We start from the raw sequence: 23,302 nt of genomic DNA, 5'->3' as shown, positions 1-23,302 counted from the left end.
GACATTTTGATAACATTAAGTTATTTAGCTAATTTGACCAGAATAATAAAATTGGGGTGATTACCATGTTGGGTCGAGTAAGACATCTATTGTTAATTGTTTTTGTACTAACCTTATATTCCTGCAAGAATAAAGTAAGGCCAATTCCTATTGCCGATTTTTTTAAGGCTCCGGAAAAGATGGTTTATAAACTATCGCCCGATGGCAAGTACGTGTCTTATCTGAAATCATATAAAGAGAAGAGGAATCTTTTTGTACAATCATTGAGTGATGGTAAAGAGCATATGTTGACCTCTTTTGATGATTTTTCTGTACGCCCTGATTATTTCTGGACCTATAATGATCAATTGGTTTTTAGCCATGAAGCAATTGATTTCGATAGTTTTGAGATGTATGCTATTGACGTGGAATCCCTAAAGCTACGCACCGTACTGACATTGAACAGGGTAAAGGTAGGCATGCTTAACCGCAGTAAGAGCGAACCTGATGTGATCACTATCAAAATGAACAAGCGCGATCCCGCGAATTTTGATATCTATCGTCTCAATATAAAAACTGGCGAATTAAAGCCTTATCTCATCAATCCGGGTAATATAACAGAGTGGTTTCCTGATGCAGATGGTAAAATACGCCTGGTTAAATCATCAGACGGTGTAAATGAAACGATCTCCTACCGAACCGGGGATGATGCCCCTTTTAAGCCTATTATTGAAAATAACTTTAAAAACTCAGTAAGACCAATTGCGTTTACAGGGATAAAAAACTATTTCTACGCCCTATCGAACGTTAACCGCGACAAAATGGCCCTGGTTGAGATCAATGCCGAAGATGGTAAAGAGCAAAAAACTATTTTTAGCTGTAACAAGGCCGACATATTGAATGTAGAATACTCCAGAAATAAGCACCGGGCTGAGTTTGCCTCCTGGGAGGATTCAATACCACATAAGCACTTCCTGATTCCTGCTGTTAAGCAAATATATAACAGCCTGCTGCAACGGCCCGATTTGAAGGGTAATGAGATAAGGATAATAGATAGGGACAGTGCCGAAAATAAATTTATACTGAATACTTATACTGATCGTAACCCCGGCTCTTATTACCTGTATGAAAAAAACACCGATAAGTTAACCAAATTGGGTGATGTTAACCCGTTTTTAACACGGGAAAAGCTTTGCTCCATGCAAGCTATATCTTACAAAGCGCGCGATGGTTTGCTGCTAAACGGATATTTAACATTACCCAAAGGTAGTAAACATACAAATTTACCTGTAGTGGTTATACCGCATGATGAGCTTTGGCGCAACCGGGATTCATGGGGATATGATGAGCGCGTACAGTTTTTAGCTAACAGGGGGTACGCTGTTTTCCAGGTGAATTACCGTGGTTCAACAGGATATGGCAAAGCCTTCAGGAGTGCCGGGTTTAAGCAGGTGGGCGGTAAAATACAGGATGATATAACGGATGGTGTACACTGGCTTATAGCGCAAAAAATAGCCAACCCCAAAAAGATAGCCATTTTTGGTAATGGCTTTGGTGGTTTTTCGGCTTTGTATGGTATATCATTTCATCCCGAGCTTTATAATTGTGCCGTTGTACAAAACGGGCTCATTAACTTTTTTACTTTTATTAAGGATGCGCCGCCGTTTTTAAAACCCTATTTAAAAATGATATATGAGATGGTAGGCAATCCCGAAACAGATGCTGATCAGCTACGGGCTATTTCGCCGGTGTTTCATACCGATAAGATAAAGGCCCCGTTAATTATTTTCCAGGGAGCCAAAGACCAGCGGGCCAACATCAGCGAGCTGAACCAGTTTGTGCGTGAACTGCGTAAACGAAATGTTGATGTTAAATACTTTTTAAAACCCAATGAACGGGCTTTTTTCAAAAATGAACATAACCGCATGGAAATGTACACCGAGATTGAAAAGTTCCTGGATTATAACATGCGTGTTAAACCCTAATATCTTTATTTTGATTTCGGATGTTCGATTTCGGAATTTTTCTGAAGCAGAACTTAAAAATTAACAGAATAATAAATCAAAACAAATCCGAAATCCGACATTTAAAATATGCCTGTACATAAAAATGCTTACCGCAAAAGTTTTTTGCTGATCATCATATTTTTGGTGCTCATATCGGTAACTTTTGTTGTAGCGCTTTTTGTATCATATAACCTTACGGCAAAATATGTGGAGAATGAATTTGGTTCAAAAAAGATAGAGGTATTGGAGCAAACTATAAAACCTTATTATGATTTTTATCAGAATAAAATACCTGAGATCACCTCTTACCAGGGTTTTTTAGACTCCGCTTCGGCAGCTAAATATGCTGCATCGGTTTTTCATGATTATGCATTTGTAAGAAGTATCGTTTTTTATGATGTACTGATAGGCAGTAAAGCTCCTATCACTATCCGCAGAAATAATCTGGATATCTCTGTCAAAGCGATATATGAATATTGGTATAAAAAAGGGAAGGTGTTTGGGGCTAAAAGGATCAGTCCGTCTGATGAATCTGACTTTAAAGAAATGGCGGTTAAGCTCAATAATTATATCGCTTTTTCTGATACAACCCGTGTATCCAACACTGATGAGTTGTTCAAGACATTTTGGGATGTAAAGCCTAATAAGATCACATATACCAATATATTGCGGCGAGAGGATATTAAAATATACCGTGATTTACAGCAACGCAATACCGTTAAGGCATCGTACAAACAAAACATGATGACTTTTCATCTTGACCCCTACCGGTTAAAGATAAAAAACACCAGGCATGAACTGTATCAGAGTGTATCCATACAACCTGTTGTTTATGACCCTGTTGACAGCGAAGGTGATAAGTTGATAACCGAAGTTTCGCTCCCTGTTTCGTTTTCTGATTATAAATTATTTTTTAGTTCGGAGCATGGTTATCTTGCTAATGAAATTAACAAGCGTTTTATGCCCATTGGAGCGATCATTTTACTGATATCACTTTTTTTGGTGCTGATCGGCTGGCTTATTTACCGCAATTTAAATGTCAATATCAAGCTGTTTAAATTGCAGTATGACTTTATTAATAATTTCACGCATGAGTTTAAAACACCTGTAAGTGTTATAAAAATTGCGGGGTCAAACCTGCGCGGCGACGGGGAGCTTACCGAAAGGCAGCGTAAGCATTATGGCAAAATACTGGATGAAGAAGCCGATAAACTTAATGATCTGATGAATAAGCTGCTGTCCTTTACACAACTGGAAAATAAATCCATAACCCTCAAAAAGGAAGAAATAGTGATGGATGATTTTGTAAGCCGGTATACCGAGACGTTTAAAATAAAGTATCCCGACTTTAAATTAAATTGTAAAATAAACGGTGTGGATACTTTTTATACCGACCCTGTATTGTTAGGCAGTGTGTTCCAAAACCTGATCGAAAACGCTTATAAGTACTCGCATCCGCAAAAAAAGGAGCTGAACATAAATATTACGCATAAAAAGGGTGATATTGTATTTTCATTTATCGACAGGGGTATAGGTATACCTAAAGAGGAGTTAAATAATATATTTAAGAAATTTTACAGGATAGAAAATCAATATAACCAAAACGGAAGCGTGGGCTTGGGTTTGGCTTTTTGTAAAGAACTGGTTAATTTTATGGATGGCGATATAGTGGTTCATAGTAAAGTTAATGAAGGTTCGGAGTTTATAGTTACGCTTCCATATGAAAATTAAAATATGAACAAAGAAATTAAAATCGCGCTGGTTGAAGATGATGAAAACCTGCGTTTCCTGGTGGCAGAACGTTTACAGTCAGAAGGATATAAAGTACTGGAAGCGGATAATGGCGATGATGCTGAAAGCATTATACTGGATGAACAACCGGATATTGTATTGCTCGACTGGATGTTGCCCGGCAAACCTGGATCACAGGTATGCAGCAGCATTAGAGAAAAAGGCTATGATAAGCTGATCATTATGATGACGGCTAAAGCCCAGGATGTGGATAAGATAGAGGCTTATAACTTTGGTGTATCCGACTATATTACCAAGCCATTTAATATGGATGTACTGGTAGCGATGATCGACAATAAGATCAAATTCTCATTAAATAGTGAGAAATCGGAATCGTATCGCTTTGCCAATATGGAGCATTTGCCCAATACGCATTTATTGATCAGGGATAACCGCAAAATTGAGCTGACTATACTGGAGAACAGGATATTGCTTTATTTTCTGAAAAATAAAAACAAGGTGATTAACCGCGAAGAGCTGATGATGGAGGTTTGGGGTTACAATGCCGATGTAAATACCCGTACCCTTGATATGCACATTGTACGTTTGCGTAAAAAGATAGAGACCAATGCCGACTCGCCGCAATATCTGCAAACGGTAAGGGGAATAGGATATAAGTTTGTATATAATCAGTAGCCCCCCGACCCTCTAAAAGGGGAGCTTCTTTGCTAATTAATGGGTTTACATGGTTTACACTTTTTATGGTTAATATTTTTATATGTATCTGAAAATAAGATAATATAAAAGTGGGGCTTACACTGTAAACCATGTTATTTATTCCTTTGGAGATGGGGGATTTCCAGCCCAACTTTATTGCGCAGGGTACTCTGTGAAAGACTCAGAGTGGCTAAAATGCAAACCGTAGTTATGTGCTAATAAATTGAATTCGTTGTTCCCCTTTAGGGGGTTAGGGACTTTTTCTATACGCACTCGCCACAATAAAATAAGTAAAAAAAGTTTTTTCATCTACCATAGCATAGTTATTAGTGTTGAAATGCATCTTTATCTCTGGGAGCCGACTGGCTTCAATGCCACAAACCAGCCTGAAAAAAATAAACATGCTTTTCAATAAGAACTGCTGCCACCATCTGCCGGTAAGCTGAAAATCTGCATTGAGCCATAAGCCCCTCGGTTTTAGTAAAGTATGGATATGAGTGAATACAGTATGTAAGGTTTGCTCCGTAAAGTTATCAAACAGGAAAGGGGTGATCACCACATCAAAATCAGGCGTAAGGTTTACCTGTTCAATGGCGCTTTGAATATAGACTACCTCGTTGCTGCCTGTGTCTCTTTTTTTTGATAAGTCCATCATCGCTGCTGCAACCTCTACGTAGGTAATATGTAAACCTGAAGGATGTATTTTTGTAAGCTCCTCCAATATCCATCCGGTTCCGCCGCCCACAATAAGCACCCGGGAGCCAGGCTCAATAAAATGAAGCAGATATAATTGAGCGTTTATCAACGCACGGCCATATATCAACCGCGAAAGACGGTCATAAAACCAGGCTGAATTGTTGAAGTTAGCCGCCATTGCTTTAATGGCCAAAAAGGAACCGGAATGCCATCAGGATCACATACTGTAGTATGAGCACGCCGTCCATGTAAAAGAAATAGTAATACTCATTCTTTTCCCAGGCCGATTTAAATATGAGCCAGCCTGTTAAAATAACGGTAGCGGTTAAGGCCCAAAAATCAGTACTAAAGCCGTTGGCCTTGAACAGAAACAATAAAACAACATAGCCGGCAAGCAGAACCTGGCAAAACAGGTAGGCATTTTTTTCGCCCCAGGCAACCGGTATAGTTTTTAACCCCTGCTTACGATCCTCAAACAAATCGCGGATATCAAAAGGAATGGTAAGCGCCCCGATAAACAGAAAGCGCTTGGCAATCAGTATGGTAATATCGTGCATGGAAATATCATTGGTATGCAGGTGTAATAGCTCCAATACCGGGAACAGTACACAACTTAATGTCCATACCAGCGTGATCAGGAATGGTTTTAAGCCAGGTATATTACGGAGGCCAAATTTATGATCGCCAATAGTGAATAATGGCAGGCCATAGGTAAATGACAGGCAGCCCAGGAAAATGAGCAATATTTTTGATTCGGTAGTAATTAAAAAGAATAAGGGCACGAGGGATAATAAAGACACAATGGTAAAAGTTACCATGAGCCTGTAATGCGCAAAAAACCAGCGTACACGTTTATATGGGGATGACTCCGGCTGCTTTGGCCTTGTTACAAGTATACAAAAGTTGTAAATACCCAGGGTTGATGTAAATAACAATGCCAAAACCGGGAACATTGGTTTTTCACCGATGAGTTGAAAGGTGAGCAAGGCCTGCGAAACAGCACAGAGCGACATGAAAATATTACTGAATAGCAGAAAATCAAAAACAGGTTGAAATATTTTTTTCATTTGTTATGAATATCCGCCTGCATTTAATCTGTTAGGATCGGTATCCCGAAGGTTCCTGGCCGGCTTTTAATGTAAATATCGTAATCTCCGGTAATATTCCAACTCTGCCGGCCAAACCAACAAAACCGTAACCTACGTTTACATATAATTGTTGTTTGCCTTCCTGGTAATGACCTGCCCATTCTTTATAAACATATTTGATAGGGCTCCACTGAAAATGCTCGGTGCGTACGCCAAACTGCATGCCATGAGTATGTCCGGAAAACATGGCGTCTATTTGAGGGTACTGAGGTAACACCTCACCGCGCCAGTGTGACGGATCATGGGATAGCAACAGTTTCACGGGTAAATCATCCGTATTTTTGGTAGCCAGGTCCATCCGACCGTAATTGGGGAACATATTGAGTTCGCCCCAATTCTCGACACCTAAAATACCTATCTCTTCACCATCTACCTTCAGCCGGCGATGCTCGTTAAGCAGCAGATCCCAACCCATGTTTTTATGAGTGGCTATAAGATCATCATGGTTTTTCTTTTTATCGGCCAATGAGTCCCATTTGCCGTAATCGCCATAATCATGATTGCCTAATGAACTGAAAACACCAAGCGGAGCTTTTACTTTGGAAAAAATGTCCTGATAATTTTTCATTTCAGAGGCCTGGCCATTAACCAGGTCGCCTGTAAAGAATATGAGATCGGGTTTTTCTTTCAACAATAGTTCAACACCGCCAAGTACTGCTTTTTTATTGTAAAAACTACCTGAGTGAATATCAGATATCTGCCCCAGTTTGATGCCATCAAAGGCTTTTGGTAAATTGGGCAGGTACATGGTTTGATATTTTACATGATAATCATACAAACCTTTGGGCATACTGATCCTGATAGCTGCCAGGGGTATAGAGCCAGCGAGTAAACCAGCTTTCATTAAAAACTCTGAGCGGGGTATGGCATGTTCTTTTGACGGTATGCTGATGTCTTCGGATTTTCTTTTTAACCGGTCGCGCCTCAGCACCAGCATCCGCCTGAGATCGTCGATCATCAGGAAGGGCAAAAAAGATATTTTGCCTAAAAAGATTAGGAAAAATCCCAGTAAAAATGCGGCACGGGCACCCATGCCTACATTGACATAAACAGCCAATAGTAAACCGGCTATTAACGAAACAGAAATAAACCAGTAAAAAAAAGTAAAGTCGCCCGAGTGAGGCAACCTCCATTTTTTAAACGCGCCGCGTATGCCGTGCAATACGTACAGGTCAATAAGCAGCAGTATCGCAATGATCAGTATAATGTTGAGAACCTGTTCTCTCATTTTATTTTTAGTATCGGGTAGTTTGTATCAAGTAATTAGTATCAAGTATCAAGATTTTTGATTGGTAATGAAAATTTTGTACCTGTCGTGATACTTGATACTAATTACTTGATACTAAAATAACAACTTGATACTTTTTCAATTAATTAATAACGATCATCATCTAAATCAAGATCGTCTTCGTCATCAGGCTGCAAGTTAAACAGACTGTTAAACATATCGGAGAATGCGAAGCCGTTATCCAGGAAACCTTTGTTGAGCTGCGAAAATTCAGATAGGCCATGCAGCACAAATTCCATCAATAACAGCTGTTGATTCTCGGTTAAGCGCGGATGTATCTTTTTAACCAGGTCTTTAAGGCCTGCAACTTCGTTAAGTGCTTTTTTATAATCCTGTAAAGACAGGTCATCAACTAATGCCAGGTTGTTGCCCTCGCCAAACCAGTTAATGATGCTGGCATAGGGATTAACCCCTTTTGCTTTTTTCGCTTTTTCCGGATCAGGGAAAAACTCCAGCAGTAAACTTTTGATGGCTTTGCCAATGAGGATATTAGCCACTTTACCGGGGCCTTCCAGTTCGCCTTCATATACCAGTTCAATTTTACCGGTAATGGCCGGAATAACGCCTAAAAAGTCTGTGATACGTACAAAAGTGCTGGTTTCGTTATTGATGATCATGCGGCGTTCGGCATTGCTGATCAGATTTTCAAATGCCGAAATAGTTAAACGCGCCGATACGCCCGATTTTTTATCGATGTATTCGGAATTGCGCGCCTCAAAAGCAATCTGCTCTACCAGGTTCTTAACCAGGCTATCGGCTTCAATATTGGCTTTTTGCTCGTCGGTAAGAGATGCCTCCTGCTGGGTGATCTTACGTGAAATTTCAACCGTGCGGGGATAATGCGTTAATATCTGGCTTTCGATACGGTCTTTCAAAGGCGTAACGATAGAGCCGCGGTTGGTATAATCTTCAGGGTTGGCAGTAAATACAAATTGAATATCCAATGGTAAACGCAGTTTAAAACCACGGATCTGGATGTCCCGTTCCTGTAGGATATTAAATAACGAAACCTGAATACGGGCCTGCAGATCGGGGAGTTCGTTGATCACGAAAATACCACGATGTGCACGTGGGATCAATCCGAAGTGGATAACCCGCTCATCTGAATAAGTTAGTTTTAGTGTGGCAGCCTTGATAGGGTCGACATCACCGATCAGATCGGCAACGGTAACATCAGGCGTGGCCAATTTTTCGGTATAACGTTCTGAACGATGAATCCAGCCTATCGGTGTAGCATCGCCCAACTGAGTTACGGCATTATGGCCATACCATGAAATGGGGTTATACGGATCATCAAACAAGTCCGATCCTTCAATATAAGGTATATATTCATCCAGCAGATTCACCAGCAGGCGTGCTATACGGGTTTTGGCCTGACCGCGTAAACCCAGCAATAATATGTTGTGTCTTGACAGGATAGCGGTTTGCAGATCAGGTATAACCGTATCTTCAAAGCCAACAATACCTTCAAAACCGCCTTCGCGTTTTTTTAATTGGGTAATCAGGTTGGCACGTAATTCATCTTTTACCGATCGGCTTTTGTAATCCGTTTTTTTTAACTCACCGAGCGTTTTTATATCCAGTAGTTTATTCATCTAAATGCTTTGTTATAGGTAATTACTAACCTCGATCAGATTTTGATCAGGGTCCCGGAAATAGATCGACCGTATTTTGCCGGTAGCACCGGTACGTTCAAATATTCCCTGTGTTTGTATGTTCTTATTTTCGAGTTCTGCTTTAAGCTGTTCAATAGTGTCTGTTGCGATAAAACAAATATCAATGGCTCCCGGAGTTGGCATATGTGCCTTCGGTTCAAACTCCTTACCTTTTTGATGCAGGTTGAGTTTTTGATTGCCAAATTTTAGCGCTTTTCTCCCCCCGGCAAATGTTTCAATTTCCATGCCTAATACGTTGGTATAGAACGTGCAGGTTGCTTCTACGTCAATTACGGTTAAAACCAGGTGATCAATGTGGTCAATTTTCATTTCTTAAATTTCACTGATGCTTTTTTGATTTCACCGATTGTCTTTGTCCTGATTCCTGACTCTAACTTCTTGTATCTGATCTTACCTCACCGATTTTCTTCTGTTTCTGGCATAATCCTCAAAAATATACTCCCCTAAATTATTCAAAGAACTATAAAAAGCCTTGCCACCGTTGGTCTCCGTAAATTTACGAACAAACTGCTGCAAATAGGGGTCTTTAGCTATCATAAAAGTGGTGATGGGTATTTTTAAGCGTTTGCATTGGGCGGCCATATTCAGTGTTTTATTCACCACTTTTCTGTCGAGCCCGATGCTGTTTTTATAGTACCGGGTGCCTTCCTTTAAACAGGTAGGCTTACCATCGGTGATCATAAAGATCTGTTTGTTGTGTGTTTTACGCCGACGGAGCAGATCGGTAGCCAGTTCCAAACCGGCATAGGTATTGGTGTGGTACGGGCCAACCTGTAAATAAGGCAGATCCTGCAAAGTGATGGGCCATGCATCGTTACCAAAAACAACAATATCCAATGTGTCTTTTGGGTATTTGGTGCGGATTAGTTCGGCCAAAGCCATAGCCACTTTTTTAGCTGGGGTTATCCTATCTTCACCATATAAGATCATGGAGTGTGATATATCGATCATTAGCACAGTAGAAGTAAGGGTTTTATAATCCATTTCCTCTACTTCCAGATCGCGTTCGGTCATCATAAAATCGCCGATGCCATGATTAACCTGTGCATTATGAATAGATTGGGTCATGTCTATCTGATCCAAACTATCACCAAACTCAAACTCCCGGCGCTCGGCATTTTTTTCATCACCCTGACCGGATTGTGGGCTGCGGTGATTGCCTTTGCCCGACTTTTTGAGCTTGCCGAAGATCTCTTCCAGTGCCGATTGCCGGATGCTTTGTTCTGTTTTGGCGGTGATGTTGAAACCACCGTTCTGCCTATCCTCGTCCAGATAACCTTTTTGTTTCAGTTCGTCGATAAAATCACCCATACCATAATCATCATTGGTAAGGTTGTATTGTTTATCGAGTTCGTTAAGCCAGGCTAAAGCTTCGCCTGCATCGCCCGACGTATAGTTGAGCAATTCCAGGAATAGTTTTAATAATTCGTCAAATCCGCCTTTGGGGATCTGGTTTGGCTTAAATTTGGAAAATCCAAAACCGCGCATATCGTGTCCTTTCTTACATAAAGAAACGGATAATTATTATTAAAAGTTTGGTTTGCCGGGTACTAAAGCAAATTGTTAGGTAAGTATGACAAAAGGTAGATGTGCAGGTGTGCGTATTTGAGATGTGCAGATTGAAAAGTAAAATGAAAGAGCATGCGCAACTTATAAAATATGTCATTGCGAACGAAGCCTTGCAATTTCCTCGCGTATTGAATAAGAATAGTTACGAGATTGCTTCGTCGTCCCTCCTCGCAATGACATAAAAAGCATTTAGAGTTAACGAATTTACAAGTACGCCAGGCTATTCAGTAATTCTGGTGGATAAACAGGATTGGCGCCGCGCTGGCTGGCTACAAAGGCACCTACGGAACACGCTTTATCAACAATGGTTTGCATAGGGTGCTGGGCCAATATACCTGCTACAAAAGTGGCCAGGAACGCATCTCCGGCACCCACTGAATCGCTTACTTTTACAGGGCAGCCCGGACTTTCATAAAACTCATGATCATGCCATACTATTGCCCCACGCTCGCCACGGGTTACGCAGATAGTTTGATTATGATATTTGGAACGGAACTCAATGATCTGGTCGCGTAGTGAGTCACTGCTGCCACCTATAAGTAAATTGGCTTCTTCTTCATTCATTTTTACCACATGGGCCCGGGCGGCAAGCGTTTCGATAGTAGATAGTGTGTAATGCGGAGGGCGGAGGTTTACATCAAATATTTTCAGGGCAGGTGTTTCGTCGAGCAGGTTTAACAGGGTTTCGCGGGTTGTTGTGTTACGACAAGCCAGGCTGCCAAACACAATGGCTGATGCCTTTTTACCCGCCCCTGTTAATTCAGTTGTGGTTTGGATATTGTCCCAGGATACTGGTTCAGGTATAATATAGGTAGCCTGGTTGTTTTCGTCCAACTGCACTGTTACTTCACAGGTAGGTAGTTCATCATCACGCTGAATTAAGGGTGAATAAAGTCTGCTTTTTTGTAAAAAGTTTATCAGTCCGTCGCCGCTGCTATCCATTCCTACAGAACTGGCAAAAACAACATTAACGCCTTGCTGCACTAAGTGTCTTGCCACATTCATGGGAGCTCCGCCAGCTTTTTTACCGTCGCCAAAAGCATCCCATAAAACTTCGCCGAAGCTTAATACCTGATTGTTCATAAAGTTGATGTAAAGTTTGGTGTAGTATAACTCAAATATAGCAGGATTTTTAACATGATTTAAGGATTGATGAGAGGATTTGCCAGATTTTGGAATCTGTAAGATTTTTCCATCCAATCCTGGTAATCCTTTTAATCCTGAAAATCCTGTTTATATTAGGGTATGAAAAAGTACATATTATCTTTCCTCCTGATCCTTGTTTCTTACCTCTCTCATGCCCAGGACAGGCAGGCCATACTCAAAGTGATGCACAACCAGGAACTGGCCTGGAATAAGGGCGATATTGATGGTTTTATGCAGGGGTACTGGAAATCAGATTCGCTGTTGTTTGTAAGTAAAGCGGTACCTAATTATGGATGGCAAACAGCACTTGATCACTATAAAAAGGGCTATCCGGATAAAGCGGCTATGGGACAACTCACTTTTACTATCCTGCAAGTGAAAATATTAGATGCTACAAATGCCTTTGTGTTTGGTGGCTGGAAGCTAAAGCGTGAAAAAGATGCGCCTGGTGGCTATTATACGCTATGGTTCAGGAAAATAAAAGGCGAGTGGAAGATCGTGTGTGATCATACATCATAAGGATATGAGATGTTAGAAATGAGATCTGAGACGGAAAAGCTTCAAAAAAATCGATGAGACAGCTCATCGATTTTTTTAATAACTTATAACTCAAAACTCAGTACTTACAACTTAAAAAGGTTTCCCGGCGGCCAGTTCACGATTAGCCCATTTTACGGCCAGTTCTTCGCGGAATTTGGCATATTTTTCTTTAAAAGCCATTTTTAATACACTATCTACCCCGCCTTTGATGGCCAGGTTATACAAACTCGCCGCTTTCCGGCTGATGGAAGCATCCCAGGCACGCAGGCTCAGGGAGTATGATCCGTCGATGTATTTCATCCAATGCCAGTAACCGGTAGGCATAAACAGCGTATCGCCGTGTTCTAAAAAAACTTCGATCCCTTCTACACCATCCAGCGCGGGGAATTTTTTAACATCAGGATTTGCCACATCATAGTCCTCCAAAGCGTAAGTAGCATTCGGGATGCAGTATAAGCGGCGTTTCCATTTGTTTTCAAACAGAATCACATGCTTGCGGCCACCAAAATGCGTATGGAAAATATGTGGCAAATCAATATCGTAATGTAAAAAAGTAACAGAGTTGGAACCCCCGAAGAACATAGCGGGCATGCTTTCTAAAAAGCCACCCATCAGATCTTTTGGCAATACAATATCATCTAAAAGTTGCGGAGCCTGTTTAAAAATGTTGAAGAAAAATATCCTGAGCTCAGTAGGCTGACTGCGGATCATATCAATATACTCATCAAAAGGCATTTCGGTTGCCGATGAATTGATGGGTTTTGAAGGATCGGCTTTTGAGTTATCGTATAAGGGAACCACCTTTTTGCCTACTACCTGCTTTAAATATTCAGGTGTCCATTTTTCGCGGGCGGGCCAGCTTTTGGTCAACCCCTTTATAACCAGCGGACGGCGGGGATCTAAATAGTTCTTCTTAAAATCTTCAGGAGAAATATTTTCAACAGTATCAATAGGGCGGAGGATAAAACTCATATTGTAATTGTTTTTCGGCTGTTTTATTTAAATTAATTTAACTTAAATACCGAAAAGCAAACAAAATAACGAAATAAAACCTCAAAAGGTATAAGCTTTTATGTTAAAAAATATAATTGACGCGGAGCCTCACCCCGGCCCTCTCCAAAGGCGAGGGGGCTAAAAGTATCCGTATTAATAATATTAAGGAGAAGTCCTCTCCTTTGGAGAGGATTTAGGTGAGGCTTTGGCCCTATGGCTTACCAGTCATTAATGCATTTTCGGCACGCTTAATAGCCAGTTTTTCTTTCCAATCTATGTAGGCCTTCCTAAACCGCGCCTTCATCATATTATCAAACTTGCGTTGTACAGTCAAATTATATAAGCTTTTTGCCTTGATGGCCCACGATTTATCCCAGGCGCGTAATGATATGGAAAACGATCCATCCAGGTATTTCATCCAGTGCCAGTAACCAGTGGGCATAAATAAGGTATCGCCATGTTCTAAAATAGCTTGCTGACCTTCAATCCCATCCAGCGCCGGGAATTTTTCGAAATCGGGGTTTTCAATATCATAATCCTCCAGCGCATAGGTAGCAAAGGGGATGCAATACAGGCGCTCGCTCCATTTGTAATCAAACAGGATCACTTTTTTGCGCCCGTTAAAATGGGTGTGAAAAATATGAGCAAGGTCAATATCATAATGCAAAAACGTTACCGAGCCCGCGCCTCCAAAAAACATATTAGGATATTTATCCAGGAAACCGCCCATCAGATCAGTTGGCGAACGGTAATCGTTCAATAATATTGGCGCGTGTTTGATCGGGTCGAATAAAAATATGCGAAGATCGGTAGGTTGTTTTTGTATGAGGTCTATATAGTCGGCAAATTTCATTTCACTTGCCGATGCATTGATGGCCTTTGACGGATCGGCCTTTGAACTATCATATAAGGGCACGGTTTGGTCGCCAACAGTTTCCTTTAAATAATCAAAAGTCCATTTTTGCAAGGCGGGCCAGCTTTGGGTTGCTTTACGAATAATAAGCGGTTTACGTGGATTTAAATAATGGTTAACAAAATCGGCTCTGCTTATATTATCAACGGTATCTATGGGTGTTAGATGTAAACTCATATTCACAATTAATTAACATGCAAAATTAATTAATTGGAAAAAACACCCAATTGTTCGGCCGCTTTTTTAAACTTTTCTGACAAAAAGAAACCCGGCATTTGCCGGGTTTCTTTTTGAGTTCTGAGCTTTAAGTAATGAGTTTTGAGTAGTTAAATGAATTAAGATATTAAGCTGTTTCCATAAAACTTATAACTCACTACTTATAAACTTAATTAGGCATGAGTACAGTGTTAACTACATGTATTACGCCATTGCTCTGGTTAACATCGGCAATAGTGATCCATGATTTGCCACCTTTCTCATCAACCAGGTATAGCTTTTTGCCTTGTTCCATAACAGTTAAGGTTCCACCACTTACGGTACTTAGTTCGGCTTTGCCATTTCCGTCTTTTACCTTTGCCAAAAGGTCGGCCGCGCTTAACTTACCCGCAACCACGTGATAGGTTAAAATTTTTATTAAAGTAGCTTTATTGGCTGGTTTAACCAGGTTATCAACCGTGCCAGCAGGCAATTTATTAAAGGCTTCGTTAGTTGGCGCAAATACAGTGAATGGGCCTGCTGATGATAATGTTGGCACTAAACCGGCTGCTTTAACAGCAGCTACCAATGTAGTATGGTCTTTTGAGTTTACGGCGTTTTGAATAATATTTTTTGTTGGGTACATGGCTGCACCGCCTACCATTTTTGTTTGCGCGTTTGCTTTAGGCATTACTGCAAAAGTTGCTAAGGCTAACACCGCCAAGATCAATTTTTTCATGATGTGATTAGTTTACAAATTGTTTTTAAATGACACCCAAAGGTGCCGGTTTGTTTTGTTTTACAATGTAACAAAGCTATCACGAGCTCTTGATAGTTTTGTTAAGTTTATAATAAGCGCTATTTGAAAGAAGATACGGAGAGCATTACTTAACGGTTTTACAGATCCTGTTAATTCGTACAACCTGCAGATTTAAATGTTGTCAATTAATCAAAAAAATAGACCGGCAGCAATATTATCGGCATAAAGTTTACCGGTAGCGGTAAGATACAAAATATTATCCTGTTGCCTTATCCATTCCTTATCAAAATACTGCCCGGCAGCAATAAGCAATGGAGATGCAGATGCTTTGGCTATGGTATTCAATTTATCCAGATCAAGTCCCCACATGGTACGTATCGAGGTCATGATATATTCGTTAAGGCGATTCTCCTCCGTAAGTATTTCGGTTTCGGCCGGGAGCTTATCGCTTTCAATGCTTTGTATGTATTTGGCATTATTGGCTATGTTCCATTGCCTGGCTTCGCTGTTATAGGAATGGGCTGAGGGGCCAATCCCCAAGTATTTTACACCCTGCCAATAATTGGAATTATGCCTGGAATAATGCCCGGGTTTGCAAAAGTTTGATATTTCGTAATGTTCAAAACCACGATCAGTCATCGCATCCATCAATACAGTGAACTGGGCCGCGCTCTGCTGATCATTCATGGGTGGCTGCTTTTTTTTGCTGATAAAGGCTGCTAATGCGGTTTGCGGTTCAACTGTCATGGAGTAGGAAGATATGTGGGGTATAGAGAGCTCAAATATCTTGTCCAGGTTTTGTTTCCATTTACTATCCGTTAATAACGGATAGCCATAGATCAAATCGGCAGTAATATTTTCAAAACCGGCATCCTGCACCCTTTTAACAGAAGCCTCGGCGTGCCTGCTGCGATGGGCCCGGTTCATCCAAAGCAGGTCTTCATCAAAAAATGATTGGATACCAATGCTAAAACGGTTCACATCGGTTTGGCGAAGTGTTTTTACTTTGGCATCATCCAGGTCGTCTGGATTGGCCTCTAAGGTTATTTCCGCACTTGATGATACCGTGTGCAGTTCTGTTATGGCATTGATCAACATGTTTATATCATCAGTTTCCAATAACGATGGTGTGCCACCGCCAAAGTAAATGGTTTCTACAGTTTCATTATCCAGGTAGTTTTTTTGCAGTTTGATCTCCTTTACCAGCGCATGCAACAGCTCGTCTTTATATTTAAGTGAAGTGCTGAAATGGAAATCACAGTAATGACATGCCTGTTTGCAAAAAGGAATATGTATGTAGATACCGGCCATGCTTTTAAGAGTATATAGTCCCGTAAAGAATGGGATAGATTAATGATATTAATGTGTTGATTATCAATGTTAAATACGTTTTAATAGCTTCCTTAATCTTTTGTTTTTTATTCTATTTTATGTTACTTTTGTTACTCACGTGTTACTATTCAGGTTTAACGAGTAACAAAAGTAACAAATAAACAGTAATTAGTAAGTCATGGTAACTATTAGATACAAAAAGCTAAGCACAGGCAAATTTAGTGCTTATTTAGATGTCTATTCCAATACCGGTGAAGGTAAAGGTAAACGCAATTACGAGTTCCTTAAGATTTATGTCGATAAAGACTATTCTGATGCAGCAAGCCGTATTAGCGAACCTGATAAAGAGAAACTGAAGATTATTAAAGCACTTCGTAATAAAAGAGAGGATGAACTGAATTTCTCGGAGCATGGCTATAAGCAACCGGCCAAGATCAATTATTATCTTCAGGACTATCTTGATCAATGCCTTGCAAAGAAATTTAATTATAAACTGGAATGCCTGATCATCCATCTTGGAAAGTATTGCCCCAAACGAACCATATTATTCCAGGAAGTAGATGAAGAATTTTTAGATAAGTTTCAGAGTTACCTGCTTAATCAGGTTAGCAGAAATACAACTAATGCCTACATGTCCGTATTCAGGCAGCATTTCAATAAACTGGTAATTAAAGGGATTATTCAAACTTCTCCTTTTGGTAGTTTTAAGATTATCGAGGAGGAAGACTCGGAGCGTACCACGCTCACTATTGAAGAAGTAAGAACCTTAGCTAATTACGTTCCCAAAAGAGGAAACAGTCAGATCAGGGAAGCTTTTATATTTTCTTGTTTTACAGGTTTGCGGTTTTCGGATATTAAGAAATTGCATTACGATGAAATTGTTAACGAACAGCTGATTTTTCGACCGGCAAAAACGACCAAGAAAATTGTTACTGTACCATTGGCCGATGAAGCAAAAATGATTATTGCAAAAGTGGTCAAGCATCCTATAAATAAGAAAGTGTTTTGGGATTTGCCAACAAGTCAGGTGGTGAATGTTTACTTAAAATTCTGGGCATTGGAAGCTGGTCTGAAAAAAAACCTCCATTTCCATGCTGCCCGTCACACTTTTGCAACCATTGGCCTGACTTTTGGAATCGATATATATACCATGAAAGAACTGCTGGGACACAGTAAGATCGAAATGACCCAAATCTATGCTAAAATCGTTGACGAAAAGAAACGAAACGAAATGTTGAAATTCCCTAAACTTTGAATATGAAAAAGGTTTTTTTTGAAATCAGTTTAGTAATAGCGTTTACCCTAGTCTACCTTTTGGTTCCAGGAATACGCTTGCCGCTGATTATTACCTTTGGCGTATTAGGCATTTGGCTATTGCCCGTCCAATTATTTTTATCGGTAAGTTTTAAAAACTGGCAGGATGAGCTTAGTGGCCGTTTTCATCATTTGCCGACACAGGAGCGTTTATTGCAGGTTAAGGGTACTTTTAATGGTCTTGACCCGATAGAAGTTAGCAAGCTTCGCTTGTTTTATATCAATGTAAGTTTTTTTCACTACCTGTTAATGGTTTTCTATGGTCTGTCATTTTTGTTGCTCGGCCTGTTGTTTTTGGGTTTCGGTGTCTATTCTCAAGGTACATATTTTGTTGCTATAAGCCTTTTGGGATTTATTATTACCTCTTTTATCGGCTACGTCTTGATCGGTCAGATTTTTCCCGCCGGAAACAAGAAAAATATCGACGCTGTTTTCTATCTGTTTTGGAGCAAGGACTGGCAAAAGCAACTTTCTGCACTTGGTCAGATAGACAAGGGGGATTTTGAATTATTCCGTAAACCGCAGACATTCTATGATTTTTGGCGGCAAGGTAAAACAGCAGAAGAAAAAGAAATAGCATTTAAAGAATTAATAGATGAACTAAACAGGTACAGTAAAAACGGGCCACTTTTTAAATATAATGAGCAGGGAAAAGTAGAGCTTACCGAAATTATACGTAACGGTGCGCCAGATAAAACGTTGGCAGGTTTCCTTAAATACTGCATTAAAGACCGCAAAATGCTTTCGGAGGATATTTTGAAAAAAAGTCATAGGGGATTATTGAATTCCGTTTTTGTGATTGGTCAAAACAAAGGTCTTGTGGTATTGGAGAATGAAAGATTTAAAACCTTACCCGATGATTATGTCGAAGTATATAAATCAATCATGAAAGAATAAAAGTTTTGGATAGAAATCCATAAAGTAACCAAGCGCGACATAAAGTACGTTCGTACGATACCGCCCAATCGGTCGTATAGGTCTATTTTGTTCTATTTTTTTGCTTCCGTTAATCAAAACGGAGGTCGAATGAATATCAATGAAAACACTAGGGTAATAGATCTTAAAGTATCAGATCTGTTGACCATCTTAAAAGAATCTGCAACAGCTTTGCCCGCACCAATACCGGTGCCAAGCGACGAAGATGAAATAGGAGGCTATGAGGTAGCAGAGAAAACTACAGGTTACGCGCGCCAAACCCTTTACCAGTTAAAATCCGCAGGAAAGATTCCCTGCATTGTCCTTCCTAATGGTGGTGTCAGGTTCTCTAAAAAGGAGATCGTTAGCTGGCTGATGTCCCATAAAAGGCTAACCGACAAAGAAATAGCCGAGAAAGCAGAAAATTTTGTTTTTAAACGCCGTTTGCGCAGAAAATAAGGGGAAATATGGAACAAGAATATCCTTATCTCCGAATCGGAACGGCCTATTACAAGATTGTTCAAAAGCCACTCGCTTCGGGTGACCGCATGACGCTGCTCCTTCCCTGGTCGGTAGAGTGCATCAAGCAAGATCATGGCAAGAGCTACCTATCCGGCATACCGAAGTATGATGGCTTTTGCTTTGTACCGTCACACCTGCATTACCAGCGCTTTATCGGCAATTTTTATAATCGGTATCATCCATTTATACATATTTCGAAGATTGGACAGCCGGAACGGACGCTGGCCTACCTGGGCCATATTTTCGGCGACCAGCTCGAATACGGTTTAGATTATTTAAAAATACTGCTCGAAATGCCGATGCAGATGCTGCCCATCCTTTGCCTGGTCAGCACCGAGCGTAATACAGGCAAGACCACTTTTTTAAACTTGCTGAAAGCGGTTTTCGGGGATAACATGACCATCAACACAAACGAGGACTTTCGTTCAAACTTCAATGCAGAATGGGCGCATAAGGTCATCATAGGAGTGGATGAAACTTTTTTGGAACGCAGGGAAGACTCCGAGCGCCTGAAAAATCTAAGTACTGCCACATTCTACAAATCCGAGGCCAAAGGACAGGACAGACAGGAAATTGAATTTTTCGGCAAGTTTATTTTATGCAGTAATAACGAGGACAATTTTGTATTAGTTGACCCCGGCGAAACCCGGTACTGGATACGCAAGATACCCGTACTGGAAAACGAAGATCAGGGCTTGTTAGCCGCTCTTAAAAAGGAAATTCCTTTACTCATTCACTACCTGACAGGTAGGAAGCTGTCCACGCCAAAACAAAGCCGGATGTGGTTTACCGCCCAGCAGATCGCTACACCCGCACTCAAAAAAGTCATCCGGCAAAACCGGAACAAACTGGAGATGGAAATTGCCGGGCTACTATTGACAATAGCGGACGGAAAGGAAGTAGAGGAAGTGAAATTTTGTGTGGGCGATGTACAGGACTGGCTAAACAAAAAAGGTTTCCGCAACCACGACACTACCTCTATCCGCAGGGTACTTCAGAACGTGTGGAACTTGAAACCAGCCGCAAACTCCAACTCCTATAATCAGTACAAGATTGGGCTGGACGGTGCTATCTATGAGAGCACACAGAAAGGCCGCTACTTCAATATGAGTATCAAAGCGATTGAAAAGATCAACGACTCCTGATGATTTGATGACAGGCAATGTAATTTATTGATAATCAAAAAAATATAGTCATCAAGACTTCATCAAAGAATCATCAACTTCTAATGCCGATGAAAGAAAAAAGTATCGCAATGATTTGATGACACATTTGATGAACAAACGGTGATGGGTTAATTATTTGAAAAACAAAACATTAAGCGATGATTTCATCGAATCATCAAATAAATCACAAAACACATGAGAACTTTCAATTGCGCGGCAGCCAGACAAATCCCGATCATCCAATATTTGGCAAAATGCGGCATTAAGCCGCAAAGGATCAAAGGTCATAACTACTGGTACCTATCACCACTGCGGGGAGAAAAGACCGCTTCATTCAAAGTAAATACTAAGCTAAACGCCTGGATGGATTTTGGTGAAGGGATCGGAGGCAATTTAATAGACCTGGGAATACGCATGCACCATTGTAGCGTAGAGGAATTCCTGGAGCGTTTAAATAATGGTAACCATGGTTTTTCCTTTCATCAGCAAACCTCACTAAAGGCAGATCCACAGCCGGAGAACCCAGTGATTATTACCGGCGTGAAAGCGCTTGGTCACCCGGCCCTGATTATGTACCTGAAAGCGCGCGGGATTGATCTGGCAATCGCCGAGCGACATTGCAAAGAGGTCAATTTTACCATAGGTGGCAAACCTTATTTCGCCATTGGTTTCGCCAATCGTTCGGGCGGTTACGAGCTGCGGAATAATTGGTTCAAAGGGGCAGCCTCCCCAAAGGATATTACCATCATTGATGGCGGTCATAAAGCCGCCATTGTGCTGGAAGGTTTTATGGATTGCCTTTCGCTCCTTCAACTGAAGCAGGGCCAGCCGCAGTCGGATTTTATCATCCTGAATTCCGTTGCCTTGGCCGAAAGAGCGGTGCCCATTTTGAAAAACTACCAGGAAGTTTTCCTAATGCTCAACCATGACAAAGCCGGGATTGCAGCCGCGGAAAAGTTACAGGCAGCCGGTATCAGCTTCACCGATGCATCAGGTTTTTACAAAGGCTTTAACGACATTAACGAGTACCTGGCTTCACAAAAACAAGCTTCTTTACAACCGCTGATCCGGCGCAAAATGCCGGAAGAAAGGAACCGCGGAATTGGGCGCTAAGCCAATTTTTAGAATGGGGTTCGGATACCGCAAGGCGGTATCCGGCATATATCCAGATAACTATATATATCACCGGCCCATTTTCTGGATCGTAAGGAGCGAGTTAATGTTTTTGCTACACAAAAACCCGAATCCACCCCGCTGGGGTGATTCGGAACTCGCTCCCGTTGGTCGGTTTTTAAAGCATCAAAAAACGAAACGAACACATGACAGCAACTACTGAAAATAAAAAAATAACAAAAGTGCGGACACCCGGTAGACCGAAAAAGTCGATCAGGCGGAGTGACTTTTTAATGGTACGCTTAACCCCAACGGAAAGAATTCTGATCGAGGGTAGAGCGAAAAATGCCGGGCTGAAACCCAGTGAGTGGTTTCGAAGAGCTGCGAAAAACGCCAAGGTTTTCCCGCGCTTCACTGTAGAGGAAACCGGCTGGTTCCGGATGTTGGCGGGGGTAGCAAATAATCTTAACCAGTTGACCCATCTGGCGCATGTGGCAGGTCTCTTTACGCTTGCTATGAAATGCCAGACCATACTAAAAAAGGTAGAAGAATTAATTACAAAACTTAGCAGCCATGATGGGTAAGCCGATCACCGGAAGAAGCTTTGGCGGGTGTGTGCGCTATGTGGTGAATAAGCCTGAAGCCAAGATATTATCTGCCGAAGGTGTTCGCATGCAGAACGCTAACGCCATGATTCAGGATTTTAACCTGCAACGTAAAATGCGGCCGGAACTCGGCAAAGCAGTTGGGCATCTGGTGCTCAGCTGGAGTAAAGAAGACCTGCTCAAATTAAGCGATGATATCATGATACAACGAGCGAAAGAGTATATGGAGAATGTAGGCATCCGGGATACACAATATGTGATCGTTCGTCACAGCGACCGAGCCCACCCACATCTTCACTTGATTTACAACAGGGTGGATAATAACGGCAAGACCATTAGCGACAAAAACAACTTCGCTAAAAATGTCAAAGCCTGTAAGGAGATCACCCTAAAATACGGCTACCACATAGGCGAAGGTAAAGATCTGGTGAACCGCCAAGCATTAAAAGGCAAAGAAAAGACCCGGTATGAAATGTATGATGCTATTAAAGCAGGCATGAAAACAGCCACGACTTGGAAACAGCTGGAAGCCCAGCTTGCCAGACAGGGAATTACCATTGATTATAAATTCCGCAGCGGTACCAATGAAGTACAGGGCATATCCTTTGCAAAAGGCAAGATCAAAATGAAAGGTTCCGCTATTGACCGGAGTTTGAGCTTTGCCCGCATAGATGCGACTTTAAACCGCAATCAGCAGGTACAGCAGTATCATGCGGCAAGGGAAGCAAACCAACCATTTGTTGCTAACCAGCTGCGTGATTCAATCAGGCAGAGCGTTCAGGGGGAATATAGACATAATCCCATTGTAGGTAAAGGGATATTAGAAGCATTGCTGGAACCACAGTTTGTTGCCGGACCACCTGACCCAATGGGTGACGCAGATATTGCACGCAGAAAACGGAAGAAGCATGAAGCGGAACATTCCCAGTCACAGGGTATAAGCAGGTAGATGAATTAACGATTAGAATGAACATTAAA

Annotated in this window: 22 protein-coding genes; 11 read left to right on the top strand and 11 right to left on the bottom strand. The window is 41.1% G+C overall.

Annotation, left to right across the window (positions count from 1 at the left end; genetic code table 11):
- The first annotated feature begins 179 nt into the window (after window positions 1-179).
- The 3 genes from ACNURT_RS24375 to ACNURT_RS24365 all read left to right on the top strand — a co-directional run bounded on the left by ACNURT_RS24375 (window position 180) and on the right by ACNURT_RS24365 (window position 4,412).
- Window positions 180-1,964 (top strand): alpha/beta hydrolase family protein, encoded by a 1,785-nt coding sequence (locus tag ACNURT_RS24375; protein WP_419699864.1) that lies wholly within the window; start codon window positions 180-182, stop codon window positions 1,962-1,964.
- 108 nt (window positions 1,965-2,072) lie between these two features.
- Window positions 2,073-3,716, top strand: a complete 1,644-nt coding sequence (locus ACNURT_RS24370; protein WP_419699863.1) for a sensor histidine kinase — start codon at window positions 2,073-2,075, stop codon at window positions 3,714-3,716.
- A gap of 3 nt (window positions 3,717-3,719) precedes the next feature.
- On the top strand, window positions 3,720-4,412 hold the full coding sequence (locus tag ACNURT_RS24365; RefSeq protein WP_370997271.1) for a response regulator transcription factor: 693 nt from the start codon (window positions 3,720-3,722) through the stop codon (window positions 4,410-4,412).
- Between the two features lie 271 nt (window positions 4,413-4,683).
- Here ACNURT_RS24365 and ACNURT_RS24360 read toward each other — a convergent pair whose 3' ends face one another.
- From ACNURT_RS24360 to ACNURT_RS24330, 7 genes are all read right to left on the bottom strand, one after another.
- A complete protein-coding gene (locus ACNURT_RS24360; protein ID WP_419699862.1) occupies window positions 4,684-5,307 on the bottom strand; it encodes a class I SAM-dependent methyltransferase in 624 nt (207 codons plus the stop codon).
- Between the two features lie 4 nt (window positions 5,308-5,311).
- A complete protein-coding gene (locus tag ACNURT_RS24355) occupies window positions 5,312-6,196 on the bottom strand; it encodes a hypothetical protein (RefSeq protein WP_419699861.1) in 885 nt (294 codons plus the stop codon).
- Window positions 6,197-6,227: 31 nt separating this feature from the next.
- Window positions 6,228-7,505: a metallophosphoesterase gene (locus ACNURT_RS24350; RefSeq protein WP_419699860.1), complete on the bottom strand. Its 1,278-nt coding sequence runs from the start codon at window positions 7,503-7,505 to the stop codon at window positions 6,228-6,230.
- 146 nt (window positions 7,506-7,651) lie between these two features.
- Window positions 7,652-9,160 (bottom strand): sigma 54-interacting transcriptional regulator, encoded by a 1,509-nt coding sequence (locus ACNURT_RS24345; RefSeq protein ID WP_419699859.1) that lies wholly within the window; start codon window positions 9,158-9,160, stop codon window positions 7,652-7,654.
- A 12-nt stretch (window positions 9,161-9,172) separates the two neighbouring features.
- Window positions 9,173-9,550, bottom strand: a complete 378-nt coding sequence (locus ACNURT_RS24340) for a VOC family protein (RefSeq protein ID WP_419699858.1) — start codon at window positions 9,548-9,550, stop codon at window positions 9,173-9,175.
- Between the two features lie 81 nt (window positions 9,551-9,631).
- Window positions 9,632-10,729 (bottom strand): vWA domain-containing protein, encoded by a 1,098-nt coding sequence (locus ACNURT_RS24335; protein ID WP_076378770.1) that lies wholly within the window; start codon window positions 10,727-10,729, stop codon window positions 9,632-9,634.
- Window positions 10,730-11,014: 285 nt separating this feature from the next.
- The gene (locus ACNURT_RS24330; RefSeq protein ID WP_419699857.1) at window positions 11,015-11,893 is read right to left on the bottom strand and encodes a carbohydrate kinase family protein; all 879 of its coding nucleotides are present in this window, start codon (window positions 11,891-11,893) and stop codon (window positions 11,015-11,017) included.
- Between the two features lie 162 nt (window positions 11,894-12,055).
- Here ACNURT_RS24330 and ACNURT_RS24325 point away from each other — a divergent pair, with 162 nt between their 5' ends.
- A complete protein-coding gene (locus ACNURT_RS24325) occupies window positions 12,056-12,475 on the top strand; it encodes a YybH family protein (protein ID WP_370999262.1) in 420 nt (139 codons plus the stop codon).
- Between the two features lie 111 nt (window positions 12,476-12,586).
- On the opposite strand, the gene ACNURT_RS24320 is transcribed toward ACNURT_RS24325, so the two are convergent.
- From ACNURT_RS24320 to hemW, 4 genes are all read right to left on the bottom strand, one after another.
- Window positions 12,587-13,468 carry a cupin-like domain-containing protein gene (locus ACNURT_RS24320; RefSeq protein ID WP_090471200.1) on the bottom strand — a complete coding sequence of 294 codons (882 nt, stop codon included), beginning with the start codon at window positions 13,466-13,468 and terminating at the stop codon, window positions 12,587-12,589.
- Between the two features lie 232 nt (window positions 13,469-13,700).
- A complete protein-coding gene (locus tag ACNURT_RS24315; RefSeq protein WP_419699856.1) occupies window positions 13,701-14,579 on the bottom strand; it encodes a cupin-like domain-containing protein in 879 nt (292 codons plus the stop codon).
- Between the two features lie 208 nt (window positions 14,580-14,787).
- On the bottom strand, window positions 14,788-15,336 hold the full coding sequence (locus ACNURT_RS24310; protein WP_370999260.1) for a fasciclin domain-containing protein: 549 nt from the start codon (window positions 15,334-15,336) through the stop codon (window positions 14,788-14,790).
- A gap of 210 nt (window positions 15,337-15,546) precedes the next feature.
- Window positions 15,547-16,668 (bottom strand): radical SAM family heme chaperone HemW, encoded by a 1,122-nt coding sequence (gene hemW, locus ACNURT_RS24305; RefSeq protein ID WP_419699855.1) that lies wholly within the window; start codon window positions 16,666-16,668, stop codon window positions 15,547-15,549.
- A gap of 199 nt (window positions 16,669-16,867) precedes the next feature.
- Here hemW and ACNURT_RS24300 point away from each other — a divergent pair, with 199 nt between their 5' ends.
- From ACNURT_RS24300 to ACNURT_RS24270, 7 genes are all read left to right on the top strand, one after another.
- A complete protein-coding gene (locus ACNURT_RS24300; protein WP_419699854.1) occupies window positions 16,868-17,944 on the top strand; it encodes a tyrosine-type recombinase/integrase in 1,077 nt (358 codons plus the stop codon).
- A gap of 2 nt (window positions 17,945-17,946) precedes the next feature.
- Window positions 17,947-18,900: a hypothetical protein gene (locus ACNURT_RS24295; RefSeq protein WP_419699853.1), complete on the top strand. Its 954-nt coding sequence runs from the start codon at window positions 17,947-17,949 to the stop codon at window positions 18,898-18,900.
- Window positions 18,901-19,029: 129 nt separating this feature from the next.
- Window positions 19,030-19,377 carry a helix-turn-helix transcriptional regulator gene (locus tag ACNURT_RS24290; protein WP_419699852.1) on the top strand — a complete coding sequence of 116 codons (348 nt, stop codon included), beginning with the start codon at window positions 19,030-19,032 and terminating at the stop codon, window positions 19,375-19,377.
- An 8-nt stretch (window positions 19,378-19,385) separates the two neighbouring features.
- Window positions 19,386-20,585, top strand: coding sequence for a primase-helicase family protein (locus ACNURT_RS24285; protein WP_419699851.1), 1,200 nt, complete (start codon window positions 19,386-19,388; stop codon window positions 20,583-20,585).
- A gap of 216 nt (window positions 20,586-20,801) precedes the next feature.
- Complete coding sequence (locus tag ACNURT_RS24280) at window positions 20,802-21,719, top strand: toprim domain-containing protein (protein ID WP_419699850.1); 918 nt, start codon at window positions 20,802-20,804, stop codon at window positions 21,717-21,719.
- A gap of 206 nt (window positions 21,720-21,925) precedes the next feature.
- Window positions 21,926-22,303, top strand: coding sequence for a MobC family plasmid mobilization relaxosome protein (locus tag ACNURT_RS24275; RefSeq protein ID WP_419699849.1), 378 nt, complete (start codon window positions 21,926-21,928; stop codon window positions 22,301-22,303).
- Complete coding sequence (locus ACNURT_RS24270) at window positions 22,293-23,273, top strand: relaxase/mobilization nuclease domain-containing protein (protein ID WP_419699848.1); 981 nt, start codon at window positions 22,293-22,295, stop codon at window positions 23,271-23,273. Before ACNURT_RS24275 ends, ACNURT_RS24270 begins: the two co-directional genes overlap by 11 nt.
- Window positions 23,274-23,302: the final 29 nt, after the last annotated feature.

It is taken from the genome of Mucilaginibacter sp. NFX135 (assembly GCF_048565145.1).
Classification (GTDB): Bacteria; Bacteroidota; Bacteroidia; order Sphingobacteriales; family Sphingobacteriaceae; genus Mucilaginibacter.
The sequence above is the reverse complement of the archived record's forward strand: the minus strand, read 5'-3'. Positions and strand labels throughout refer to the sequence as shown.

Coding starts and splice junctions, on each gene's coding strand:
- ACNURT_RS24375 (WP_419699864.1), top strand. CDS start 180: ATGGTTTATAAACTATCGCCCGATGGCAAGTACGTGTCTTATCTGAAA.
- ACNURT_RS24370 (WP_419699863.1), top strand. CDS start 2,073: ATGCCTGTACATAAAAATGCTTACCGCAAAAGTTTTTTGCTGATCATC.
- ACNURT_RS24365 (WP_370997271.1), top strand. CDS start 3,720: ATGAACAAAGAAATTAAAATCGCGCTGGTTGAAGATGATGAAAACCTG.
- ACNURT_RS24360 (WP_419699862.1), bottom strand. CDS start 5,307: ATGGCGGCTAACTTCAACAATTCAGCCTGGTTTTATGACCGTCTTTCG.
- ACNURT_RS24355 (WP_419699861.1), bottom strand. CDS start 6,196: ATGAAAAAAATATTTCAACCTGTTTTTGATTTTCTGCTATTCAGTAAT.
- ACNURT_RS24350 (WP_419699860.1), bottom strand. CDS start 7,505: ATGAGAGAACAGGTTCTCAACATTATACTGATCATTGCGATACTGCTG.
- ACNURT_RS24345 (WP_419699859.1), bottom strand. CDS start 9,160: ATGAATAAACTACTGGATATAAAAACGCTCGGTGAGTTAAAAAAAACG.
- ACNURT_RS24340 (WP_419699858.1), bottom strand. CDS start 9,550: ATGAAAATTGACCACATTGATCACCTGGTTTTAACCGTAATTGACGTA.
- ACNURT_RS24335 (WP_076378770.1), bottom strand. CDS start 10,729: ATGCGCGGTTTTGGATTTTCCAAATTTAAGCCAAACCAGATCCCCAAA.
- ACNURT_RS24330 (WP_419699857.1), bottom strand. CDS start 11,893: ATGAACAATCAGGTATTAAGCTTCGGCGAAGTTTTATGGGATGCTTTT.
- ACNURT_RS24325 (WP_370999262.1), top strand. CDS start 12,056: ATGAAAAAGTACATATTATCTTTCCTCCTGATCCTTGTTTCTTACCTC.
- ACNURT_RS24320 (WP_090471200.1), bottom strand. CDS start 13,468: ATGAGTTTTATCCTCCGCCCTATTGATACTGTTGAAAATATTTCTCCT.
- ACNURT_RS24315 (WP_419699856.1), bottom strand. CDS start 14,579: ATGAGTTTACATCTAACACCCATAGATACCGTTGATAATATAAGCAGA.
- ACNURT_RS24310 (WP_370999260.1), bottom strand. CDS start 15,336: ATGAAAAAATTGATCTTGGCGGTGTTAGCCTTAGCAACTTTTGCAGTA.
- hemW (WP_419699855.1), bottom strand. CDS start 16,668: ATGGCCGGTATCTACATACATATTCCTTTTTGCAAACAGGCATGTCAT.
- ACNURT_RS24300 (WP_419699854.1), top strand. CDS start 16,868: ATGGTAACTATTAGATACAAAAAGCTAAGCACAGGCAAATTTAGTGCT.
- ACNURT_RS24295 (WP_419699853.1), top strand. CDS start 17,947: ATGAAAAAGGTTTTTTTTGAAATCAGTTTAGTAATAGCGTTTACCCTA.
- ACNURT_RS24290 (WP_419699852.1), top strand. CDS start 19,030: ATGAATATCAATGAAAACACTAGGGTAATAGATCTTAAAGTATCAGAT.
- ACNURT_RS24285 (WP_419699851.1), top strand. CDS start 19,386: ATGGAACAAGAATATCCTTATCTCCGAATCGGAACGGCCTATTACAAG.
- ACNURT_RS24280 (WP_419699850.1), top strand. CDS start 20,802: ATGAGAACTTTCAATTGCGCGGCAGCCAGACAAATCCCGATCATCCAA.
- ACNURT_RS24275 (WP_419699849.1), top strand. CDS start 21,926: ATGACAGCAACTACTGAAAATAAAAAAATAACAAAAGTGCGGACACCC.
- ACNURT_RS24270 (WP_419699848.1), top strand. CDS start 22,293: ATGATGGGTAAGCCGATCACCGGAAGAAGCTTTGGCGGGTGTGTGCGC.